The sequence below is a fragment of the Peribacillus sp. NPDC006672 genome, assembly GCF_050274955.1.
Classification (GTDB): domain Bacteria; phylum Bacillota; class Bacilli; order Bacillales; family DSM-1321; genus Peribacillus.
In genome coordinates, this window is sequence record NZ_JBNNOR010000009.1 from 244,464 (window position 1) to 254,537 (window position 10,074).

Below are 10,074 nucleotides of genomic sequence, written 5' to 3' on the forward strand. Positions count from 1 at the left end.
TCTTATTCATTTAGAATTCACCTTATGTCGACAATCGACATTTTAAAGTTTTTTCTATGCAGCTCTTTTTCAAATCATTTGACGAATATGTTGTATAAAAAACAAAGATTAAACGGTCAAGTATTAGAATATTATGTGACTCTCTGTATGAATTTAGGATTACTATTAAATCAAGGAGGTTAAAGTAATGAAACCACTTCAAGGCATAAAGGTGCTAGATTTATCACGTATATTGAGCGGTCCTTATTGTACGATGATTCTTGCTGATATGGGAGCTGAAGTCATTAAAATTGAAGCGCCTCAAGGTGATGATACCCGTACTTGGGGTCCCCCTTTTATTGGAACTGAAAGTTGTTATTTTCTTAGTGTGAACCGAAATAAAAAAAGCTTGGTTCTAAACCTAAAAACCCCAGAAGGCAAAGCAATTTTTTTAGACCTTGTAAAGTCAGCCGATATTGTAGTAGAAAACTTTCGTCCAGGTACACTAGATAAATTAGGGATAAGCTATAATGTGTTGAAAGAGATTAACGAGAAAATTATCCTTGCATCTATTTCCGGTTTCGGGCAGACAGGACCTTATGCTAAACGTCCTGGGTATGATGTAATTGCTCAGGGAATGGGGGGATTGATGAGTGTTACAGGTGAACCCGGCGGACCTCCTATGAAAGCCGGTTTTTCATTTGCTGACTTAGGATCTGGAATGTGGGCATTAATCGGTATACTGATGGCATTGCAAGCAAGAAATCATACCAGAAAAGGACAATGGGTTGACGCATCTCTTTTAGATACAATGATTTCTTGGCAAACTTATTTAGCAACTGGTTTCTTTGCAACCGGAAGAAATCCCCAACCTATGGGAAATGCTCATCCTAGTATTTGTCCCTATCAAGTTTTCCAAGCAAACGATGGCTACTTTAATGTTGGTGTTGGTAATGAATCTCAATGGAAAAAGTTTTGTCAAATTATGAAGCTAAATATAGCTAATGATCCACGTTTTTTAACAAATTCAAAGCGAGTAGAGAATCGTGATCAATTGATTCCAATTCTAGAAAATCTCTTTAAGGAAGAATCATTTAATTATTGGGTTAAAATTCTAGATGAAGTCGGCATCCCAGCCGGTCCTGTCTATCAACTGTCTGATTTATATGCTGACCCCCATGTGTCAGAGCGAGAGATGTTACTTTCACTACAGCATCCAACAATTGGTGAGATTAAACAAGTGGGCATACCTATTAAGCTTTCTGATACGCCTGGAGAGTTAAAAACTCCTCCACCTTTATTAGGAGAACATTCCTATGAAATTTTAGAAGAGCTTGGATATAGTAAAGAGGATATTATTAAATTTTATAATAATGGAGTTTCTGGCGGAAAAAATACAATTTTTCAAAATGCAAAAAAATAAATTGCTACCATGGTCGATAAAAGATGCAGCAGGTTAAGATTTTTTTGATAATTTTCCGTAATATATTATTTGACTTTTCAGAAAAATACTTGTTATAATTTAATTGTCGACAATCGACTTATAATGAAAGTAATGAACAAGACTGGATTAAAGGGGGATTCCAAACTAAAAAATGAAATAAAAAAGTATAAAAATTTATTTTGAAAGCGTTTTTACAGCGGGTATATGCCAGCAGGAACTACTTAAATCTTTTACTTTATTACTTCAAAAATGAGGGTGGCATGGCAAAGATGCGTTATTCTGTGTCTGATTTGGTGACTGCCTTGCTGGCCCTCGTATTTTACTCAAGGAACAAAGAAAAAAATGAGGAAAGTATTAGAAGCAATCCAACGTGGTGAATTTGCAAAGAAATGGATTCTTAGCGTTCACCATAAAATTACATGAACATTTCCGACACTGCAAGTCTCACCAATAATATATAAAGGAAATGAGAAATAGTGCTACGCTGTCCGGGTATATCAAGGAAATTGCGAAATTCCCTATAATATGCAGAATTATTTAACAGTATGACCACTATGGAATTGAGGTGAAGTTTATTGTTTGATAAGAATTTTTTAGGGATCGATTGGGGTTTTTGGTATCAGAGTGGCCAAGTCTATATGAAGGTAGATTCGTATAATCAAAATAATTATAAGACCCTGGCTCGGGTTCTCCAGCCGGGATGGCCTAACGCGGCGCCAGCGACTATATTTTGTAGCAGGTCGGTATGTGAACAGGTCTCTGTCTTCGAAACATGGTTTTACCCCCAGACCTTGAGCAGACTTTCAAAACTTAGGAGGAGGAGTCTATGAGCATAGAAATCGTTGCTATTATTGTACTTTTACTCATGTTTATCATTGGAGCCATTTTTCCAATAAACATCGGCATTATTGGTTTTGTTGCTGCTTTTATCATGGGTGTGGTAGTTAGCGGGTTGAGCGTTGACGACATCTTCAGTGCTTTTCCTGCAGATTTATTCATTCTACTTGCAGGAGTCACATTCTTATTCGCGATTGTCCAAAAAAATGGAACCATCGACTTGATTAGTAAATGGGGACTCCTCTTGGTTAGAGGTAACACCGGCTTGATTCCATGGGTTATGTTCGCACTGGGAGCCCTTTTGACAAGCATCGGTACATCTGCAATTGCTGCTGCCTCTATCTTAATTCCAATTGCATTACGGATTGCTTTCCAATACAAGATTAATCCTCTTATGATGGGCTTAATGCTCCTAATAGGGGTGACTGCGGGTGGCTTCTCGCCTCTTCATCTTTTTGGTGTGGTTGTGAACGGTATGATGGATTCCCAAAATATCCCGCATTCACCAGGCTTGCTTTTCTTAAACACATTTATCTTATGTGTAATCGTTGCGATTATAGTATTCATTCTTTTTAGCGGACTTCGTAAGTTTATTAGGAAAGATTCTGTTAAACAGTATACAGCGGCCACAACTGAAACAATCGATATAAATGTAAATCAGGAAGAAAGTTCAGAAGAAAGGTCAGAAGAACGTTTGACTTGGTATAAAGGATTTACACTTCTTGGAATAGTTCTTCTAATCATACTAGCTCTTGGTTACAATGTGAACATGGGCTTTGCCGCGTTCGGAGTAGGATTGGTACTATCCTTGATGGCTCCAAAAAGACAAGAAGGCGTCTTACAAAGTATACCTTGGCCAATTATCCTTATGGTAACAGGGATTGTAACATATGTAGGGGTACTAGAACAAATCGGTGTTATAGAATATATGACTCATCTTATAGCCGGCATGAATAATCCTATAATGGCAACGCTTACAGCATCTTATATTGGGGGAATTATCTCATCTTTCGCCTCAACAACAGGTTTTTTGGCAGCCATTATCCCGCTCTCCATTCCGATTCTCAAGGATCCACATGTTTCATCCATAGGTGTTATATCATCCATCTCGTTTGCATCGAGCATTGTGGATATAAGTCCCTTCTCGACAAATGGGGCTATGTTGCTTGCAAATGCACAAGGTATGAACCAAAATGAATTTTTCAGAAAACTCTTAATTGCATCCGTATGCTTTATTGCTCTCGGACCTGGACTCGCTTGGGTTATATTTGTGGTAATTGGAACACCATGGTAATAGTTAGAAAAATACAAATTCCAGCTTTCAAAGGCAGGTAAAGAGCTAAAAGAATTTGTAAAATAAGTATTAATTAAAAAGCGCTAAGAGAGCTTTTATGTTCTCTCTTAGCGTTCTTTTCCCTTATTTTCTCACTATATTTCATTTGTACCTTTTTCTTTATATCGTTTAATTTCATATTGCAGGTAGACTCTCCATACGGTTTTGATTGATCTAAAAATACCTGAACTTGGCTCCCTCCCTTTGCCCATCCAGACTAACTCCTCGATTCATCGTTTTTTCCTCCTCTACTTACTAACCAGCACCCCTAGTCCTCCATGTAGTGTCATAGCTTCGCTTGTTATACGGGATCAACGTCCCAACCAGCCTCAAACATGTTTCTACAAGTAGGGGGCGGACAGTTTAGTTCACGGAATCAAGTCCCGCGCACCAGTTAGTTGAAGAAAAGAACTCTGACGTATTTTAAAACAAGATCTTGAACCAATAAAAATATCAACCAGCCACATACTCCTAAACCAATGGATATAAATAATTGAACGGAGTTTTGTAAGGCTATATAAACGATTACTAACAAAACAGCAGTTGCAGGAAATCCCCAAAGTACCCCTAATGCAAACTTGCTTAACGTTGCCGTTTGTTCCCCTTGGACATACAGCCATATAATGCTAAGTAAACTAACTAAAGGAAGAGCAGCTATTATTCCTCCATATGAAGGAAATCTTCTTGAAATCTCCGTAACAACACCAATAACGATTGCTGAAGCAATAATTTTCGTTATCACATACATTGTTTTGCTCTCTCACTTAAGGTTTTTAGGGCTTGTTCTAATAAATTCTTTTCATTGTCATCTAGTTGATTCAATACTTGTTCTAATTTTTCTTCATCTAGACTCGTATTTCTATGTAAAACTTCTTTACCAAAATCCGTTAGACAAAGAATTACTTTTCTTTCATCAAGAGGATCTCTCCCCTTTATTAAATAGTTCTTTTCAATCATTCTTTTAACGTGTTCCGAGGCAGTATTATGAGAAACTTGTATTTATGAAGCAATCTCATTTACTCCTATCTGTTCCTGTTTATCTACAAGTTGAAGAATACGGACCACTTGATGAGAGATCTTTTCTTTATGGAGATAATGTAAATGAAAATAAATATCCGTCCAATATTGGTTTAATAGTGAAACTTTACTGTTCACAAATACCACTCCTTTATATCGTTAATTACGATTATATCGTATTATAAGATATAAAATAAAAAGTTTGTTTTTGGACTTACAAATTGTGATCTCTTATTATGCTAATCTGCCCCCGTTTGTGCCATAAGAAAAAGGCTGCCTCAACAACCTTCCTTATTAAAAGAGAAAACTAATTGTATTTGTAACAAGGAATTATTCACTCAACCTCGAGTTAGTTGTAAGGTTATAAGGGCCCAAAATCTAAATACGCAAAATAATATTTAATGGCCCAGGTTAAGCTAACCTGAACCATTAAAAAGCTGCCTAAATACAAGACAGCTTCAATCTTTAGCTAACCCACGTTGAATGGCTATTCAATAATAATTCGGAACGGTTCGCAACCAGGTGCCCTATAGTTTTGACAAAGCTCGAGCAGAACTTGAAAATATGTTCAAAACGAAAGAATAAGAGCGTCTACAAGAAAAGGTAAAACTCATTTACACAAAATTATTGACGTTACCTATTCTTGCATCTGTATTACATTGTAAAAGACATTAATTACTTTTACAGTTGATTTAAAATCAATTTCAATACATTCTTCTGTGACATATCATTGATAATATTGTTTCTCCATCCACGCATCCATATAGGCCTGATCCCAGCGTAGGGTGAGACAGACCGCAATGGCTGGATTCCTCCACTTGCGCTTTTTGCTTACTTTAGTATTCTCCTTTAATTACAAAAAACGAGCCCCGAATTGTTCCAGCAAGTTTAGACTTCTGCCTAGCAAACTTAAACTTCCCTTCTAACTCCTTTGGTACCTCCATCCCCTCAGAAAGCTTAAAACCAACGGCCCGCTTCTTAGGATCATCAATCGTATACATGACATTGACCTCAAGACCATCCTCATAAAAGACGTAGGCAAATTGGATATTTTCCAATTGAAAACGCGACGTTTCTAAAGGTTTGGCCGCAAACTCAATATCACGTTCTTCTTTCAAAATTCGTTTCACATAATCAAGGCTCTCCGGACTTTCGCTAGCTGCTACAACCGTAAATTCATGCTTGTATTTGTTCATAAAATAACGGGCTTCATTAGCGCGTAAACCAGCAAGCGCTTCTACTACAGGTGAAGACTCTAAACCAACCGTAGACACATTTTTAAAATCAACGATATGGGACATTTACATCTCTCCTTTTCTCTCTTTATTCCTACAACAGGAATCCACATTTCACCAAAAACTAAGGCATTCTTCAAAAATTATTTCTCTTAACTATCAAATATTATACCAAAAATGATTCAAGAGAAAATAAGTTACATTTCAATCTGCACGCCTCCGCATGACATTTCACGATATACTATGCACATTTTTCAAATCTAACTAACGTTTTATAGGGCATTTCAATCCAGTCAATATCAAAGTTATTGATTTGGAGGGTTATCTCACCATCTCGCTTATCAGCTTTTTCTCCTAACCAACAACTATAAGGTTCAAAAAAATTACCTTTCTCGAGGTAACTGTCCATAATTTCACATAATTCTATTAGCTTCTTTTTGGATTCGGCACATGTTTTTGGGTTCATATATTCTTAAATCTCAAATCCCCAATGACTGATCTTTCTTTGCCTTTAGCAAGTCAAACTCACCGGCAAAACAACCGCCAATAAAAAAAATTCATCTGAATATTCATCATCATTCATCGGTTTTTCTTTATTAATAATTATCAACTCCCGATAATTATTACCTTTTAGGGAACAACAAAGAGAGGGTATCCCAAGGAAGTGACCTCACTATTAAGTGAGGCTTTGACCCTTTAGATAGCCTCTCATTCTTAAACAGTTTTACTTAGTTTCAGGTTCATTTTTGCCCATATCTTCAGCTAATTGTTCAAATGATCTGACCTTACCATGTGGATTCTGCGATTGTTTACGATCTTTCCATTGGCGTTCTTGTTGTTGCTTAGATTGAGTCATCTAAATAAGCTCCTTTACATAAAGTTCAGTAAACAGTTTGAAGCATGATAAGCCTCCACCCTTTGTACTCGGTGCAGGCATCACTTATCAGATCGAGTCTGGCAAGTATTAATTAATGCATGCCTTTCCACTCACCTTGATTTTTAGATGCTTTTTCTTTTTTTGCTTTATTTTTATGTGCTTGATTAGCGTTTGCACTGCCAAATTCTTTAGAGAATTCTGAATCAGTTTTGCTTGAATCAAATCCTTGTTTGTTCTTTTGGTCTGCATCATTTTTCTTTGTTCGTTTTGCCATGGATACCCCTCCTTCTTATCTTTAGTATGAGATCAGAAAGAAGAAATATACCTCGAATTAAAACCGATAGTAACAAGAATCTGTTATGTAATTCGGGTAAAAAACAAGGTGAATAATAAGTTCCAGTTCGGATATTTTATAAGATATACCTACAATGTTACCGTTTTTACATAAGATGTTTGAAATTAAACTTAACACCATAATCTCTTGAATTGGATTTTTAAGAAACAATGGACACCCTAATACACGAGATGGTTCACTTGTATAATCGGATCCATGATGTTCAAGACGTTCAACAAAAACCCACACTTAAATCCACTCTTTTCCATTTTCATGAATGAATTTAATATCGTTTTGATAATGTTCAAGATGCCCTTCATCTATCATCATTTGAAAAGCAATGTCCCCTTCACTGGCTTTTCTTGTAATTGTATTACATAACCCTTCCAAGCGCAGCAATACCATTTCCAAATAATCTTCTTCTATTCCCACACCGTAAGATTCAAAAAACAATCTAACTCGTTGTTTTATACGGTTAGCGTGCTGTAATGAATTATAATAAACTTTCTCACTTGTTTCAGAAAGATAAAACCTACTTAATGGGACGCAATTATAAAGAGTATAAGCTATGTCCCAAAGTCTTGGACCAGGTCCAGCAACATCGAAATCAATAATACCTATTGGTCTTTCATGTTTAAAAATAATGTTGTATATCGCAAAATCATTATGGCATAGTACCTCAAATTGTTGGGGGGTGTTATCTATCGATTGCCAGCTATCATCAAATGAAAAATCACTCACTGAATCATGATAAAGACGGAGCATTTTCGCTATTTCTATTAAGACATCATCAGACCACATGTATTCTTTTAAAGGATAATTACCAGCTTCTCCTTCAATAAATGATAATATCTCTCTTCCTTTTGCATCAATACCTAACAACTTTGGGGCATAACTGAAACCTTTGTTCTCCAAATGCTTTAATAGCTTATGAATTTTAGGACTATCTGGCTTTAATTCTCGTCGCACAGTATCTCCCGAACGATACACCCTAGAGACATTCCCTCCTGTTAGCATTTCTTCGTTCTCATGGTTTGACATCTAAATATCCCTCCTTAATTTTATCTTCACTTATTTGAACTCCCATTAAACAATCATTCCTTTTGACATTTTACCACCAAAATCCATTATTCTTGTTGAACTATCCTGCCCCGTTAGTGCCATAAGAAAAAAGGCTGCCGCAGCAACCCCTGTTAATGAACTAAAGCACCCGTTAGTTCATTAAGAAAAGCGATTCTTGTTAAAGAATTACGCCCATTATGAAAGATTCCTCAAACTACATAGGTTTGTGACATTTCAAATCCTCGCTTACTTTTCAGCCATTTTCATAATCTCATGCGCAACAACCACTTCAGTTCCAGAAAGTCCCACGGAACAAAACAATGTAACATCATTGATTGAAGTTCTGCCCGGTGTTTTTCCAGTTATGATATCCGAAAGTTGTACAATATTCTGTTCATAAGGAGTATTGGCTAAGAAGTGAGGTGGTGAATACGCACATAACTGTTCAAGTGAGTCTGTAGTAATTACGGAGCTTTTACCAGCTACTTCTATGGGTAGCTCATGTCCCTTCACCGATTTTGGTCCAACAGTATTAATATGTACACCCGGTTTTAACCAATCCGCATCAATCACTGGTGAACGACTATTTGTAGCACAGATGATGATATCTGCCTTCTCCACACACTTTTTGGGTGAATCCATAGGAATTACATCCAAATCAAGTTTTTCAGACATTTCTTCGGCAAACTTCTTTCGATTTATTTCATTACGACTGTAAACCAGAACCCTTTTAATATTACGAATAGCTATAGCTGCTTCTAACTGAGTACGAGCTTGTATACCTGTTCCAATTATCGCTAGCTGTTCAGCATCTGAACGAGACATGGCTTTAATGGCAGCTCCCCCAATTGCGCCCGTGCGAAGGGCACCAAGTAAATTGCCAATAATAACGCCTTTGAATACACCTGTCACGGAATCAAACACAGATACCAGTTGTTCGTGACCCGAATGATCATTTGAATAGGAATCGTAAACTCGAAAGCCTATAACTTTTTCAGTCTCCGTTGCGGCGCCAGCAGTGAAAACTAAGTTTCCATTCTCCGTCTCCAATTGAAATCGAGGTGGTGAAACAAGGGTTGCGTTTACTTGCTCACGAAAAACGCTAATTGCCTCAATGACGGGTTTCATTATAGTGAACCTCAAAACGTCAGATTCTGTTAGAACTTGATATGACATGTCTTATATGCCCACAGAAACCTAGTTTAAAACGCTATAAAATTACATTTTTTACCTTCATTAACTATTCATACCTTCTTTTTAGTTTAACATAAAACAACCATTTCTTTACTCAACAATCTGACCCAATTGTTGAACAAAGATTAGACAGTACTCTTCAACTTTCCTGCCTCTTTATTCCATAAGAAAAAGCGATCCTCCTTAATGAAGACCATCCGTTAGTTGAAGTTCAAGGATATGTTTTTATGTGCTTATAATTTATTAACTCACCCCTTGTATCTACAACAACCTCATCTATTCCATAACTATTATGAGCATCATAATAAGGGTGGACTTTTAGAGTTATCTCATATCCTCCACCAACTCCGTACAGTTGCTTAATTTTGAGTATTTCTGTGTCATACGAAGCCCAAGTAAGATTACTTGGTGCATTTTTATCATCTTTATAAATTTCATCAATTGCTTTATCTACTGGTTGTCTAAGCCTATTTATAAGTGCATATTTAAGTGTTTCACATAGTTCCGTATCAGCTTCATTTATTGTTTTTGAATAAACTGGCGTATTAGAGCTTATTAAGAATATTGCTATCAAAAGGATTACCGCGAAATTTTTCATTTTATCACCCATTTTATTTTCCTAAGAACTGAAAAGTTTTATTCAATTATTTTTCCCCAGAGAGTGAATAATCGAGTAGGGGGAAAATAAGTTATTTTCGCCCCTCTCACAACACCGTACGTACGGTTCGCGTATACGGCGTTTCAATTTATATCACAGTGTGT

General features: G+C 36.6%; 9 protein-coding genes and 2 pseudogenes. 3 read left to right on the forward strand and 8 right to left on the reverse strand.

What is annotated here, in order from left to right; all coding sequences use genetic code 11:
- Positions 1-187: 187 nt before the first annotated feature.
- The 3 genes and pseudogenes from ACQKKK_RS16715 to ACQKKK_RS16725 all read left to right on the forward strand — a co-directional run bounded on the left by ACQKKK_RS16715 (position 188) and on the right by ACQKKK_RS16725 (position 3,554).
- A complete protein-coding gene (locus ACQKKK_RS16715; protein ID WP_427617428.1) occupies positions 188-1,402 on the forward strand; it encodes a CaiB/BaiF CoA transferase family protein in 1,215 nt (404 codons plus the stop codon).
- A 272-nt stretch (positions 1,403-1,674) separates the two neighbouring features.
- Positions 1,675-1,822: pseudogene (locus ACQKKK_RS16720) on the forward strand (ketol-acid reductoisomerase); the annotation flags it as partial.
- Positions 1,823-2,249: 427 nt separating this feature from the next.
- Positions 2,250-3,554: an SLC13 family permease gene (locus tag ACQKKK_RS16725; protein ID WP_427617430.1), complete on the forward strand. Its 1,305-nt coding sequence runs from the start codon at positions 2,250-2,252 to the stop codon at positions 3,552-3,554.
- Positions 3,555-3,987: 433 nt separating this feature from the next.
- Here the strand turns inward: ACQKKK_RS16725 and ACQKKK_RS16730 are convergent, their stop codons facing one another.
- The 8 genes and pseudogenes from ACQKKK_RS16730 to ACQKKK_RS16765 form a co-directional block, all read right to left on the reverse strand.
- Positions 3,988-4,341 (reverse strand): DUF3147 family protein, encoded by a 354-nt coding sequence (locus ACQKKK_RS16730; protein ID WP_427617432.1) that lies wholly within the window; start codon positions 4,339-4,341, stop codon positions 3,988-3,990.
- Positions 4,332-4,748 (reverse strand): annotated as a pseudogene (locus ACQKKK_RS16735) (MarR family winged helix-turn-helix transcriptional regulator). Before ACQKKK_RS16735 ends, ACQKKK_RS16730 begins: the two are co-directional and overlap by 10 nt.
- Before the next feature lie 698 nt (positions 4,749-5,446).
- Entirely contained in the window at positions 5,447-5,911 is a 465-nt protein-coding gene (locus ACQKKK_RS16740) for a phage tail protein (RefSeq protein ID WP_427617434.1), read from the reverse strand.
- 658 nt (positions 5,912-6,569) lie between these two features.
- The gene (locus ACQKKK_RS16745; RefSeq protein WP_427617436.1) at positions 6,570-6,701 is read right to left on the reverse strand and encodes a DUF6254 family protein; all 132 of its coding nucleotides are present in this window, start codon (positions 6,699-6,701) and stop codon (positions 6,570-6,572) included.
- Between the two features lie 112 nt (positions 6,702-6,813).
- Positions 6,814-6,996, reverse strand: coding sequence for a hypothetical protein (locus tag ACQKKK_RS16750; RefSeq protein ID WP_034310968.1), 183 nt, complete (start codon positions 6,994-6,996; stop codon positions 6,814-6,816).
- Positions 6,997-7,305: 309 nt separating this feature from the next.
- Entirely contained in the window at positions 7,306-8,097 is a 792-nt protein-coding gene (locus ACQKKK_RS16755; RefSeq protein ID WP_427617437.1) for a phosphotransferase, read from the reverse strand.
- 267 nt (positions 8,098-8,364) lie between these two features.
- Positions 8,365-9,294: an ornithine cyclodeaminase family protein gene (locus ACQKKK_RS16760; RefSeq protein ID WP_427617439.1), complete on the reverse strand. Its 930-nt coding sequence runs from the start codon at positions 9,292-9,294 to the stop codon at positions 8,365-8,367.
- Positions 9,295-9,523: 229 nt separating this feature from the next.
- The gene (locus ACQKKK_RS16765) at positions 9,524-9,922 is read right to left on the reverse strand and encodes a DUF3888 domain-containing protein (RefSeq protein WP_427617441.1); all 399 of its coding nucleotides are present in this window, start codon (positions 9,920-9,922) and stop codon (positions 9,524-9,526) included.
- Positions 9,923-10,074: the final 152 nt, after the last annotated feature.

Excerpts from the sequence above, each read along its gene's own strand:
- ACQKKK_RS16715 (WP_427617428.1), top strand. The coding sequence starts at position 188 with ATGAAACCACTTCAAGGCATAAAGGTGCTAGATTTATCACGTATATTG.
- ACQKKK_RS16725 (WP_427617430.1), top strand. The coding sequence starts at position 2,250 with ATGAGCATAGAAATCGTTGCTATTATTGTACTTTTACTCATGTTTATC.
- ACQKKK_RS16730 (WP_427617432.1), bottom strand. The coding sequence starts at position 4,341 with ATGTATGTGATAACGAAAATTATTGCTTCAGCAATCGTTATTGGTGTT.
- ACQKKK_RS16740 (WP_427617434.1), bottom strand. The coding sequence starts at position 5,911 with ATGTCCCATATCGTTGATTTTAAAAATGTGTCTACGGTTGGTTTAGAG.
- ACQKKK_RS16745 (WP_427617436.1), bottom strand. The coding sequence starts at position 6,701 with ATGACTCAATCTAAGCAACAACAAGAACGCCAATGGAAAGATCGTAAA.
- ACQKKK_RS16750 (WP_034310968.1), bottom strand. The coding sequence starts at position 6,996 with ATGGCAAAACGAACAAAGAAAAATGATGCAGACCAAAAGAACAAACAA.
- ACQKKK_RS16755 (WP_427617437.1), bottom strand. The coding sequence starts at position 8,097 with ATGTCAAACCATGAGAACGAAGAAATGCTAACAGGAGGGAATGTCTCT.
- ACQKKK_RS16760 (WP_427617439.1), bottom strand. The coding sequence starts at position 9,294 with ATGTCATATCAAGTTCTAACAGAATCTGACGTTTTGAGGTTCACTATA.
- ACQKKK_RS16765 (WP_427617441.1), bottom strand. The coding sequence starts at position 9,922 with ATGGGTGATAAAATGAAAAATTTCGCGGTAATCCTTTTGATAGCAATA.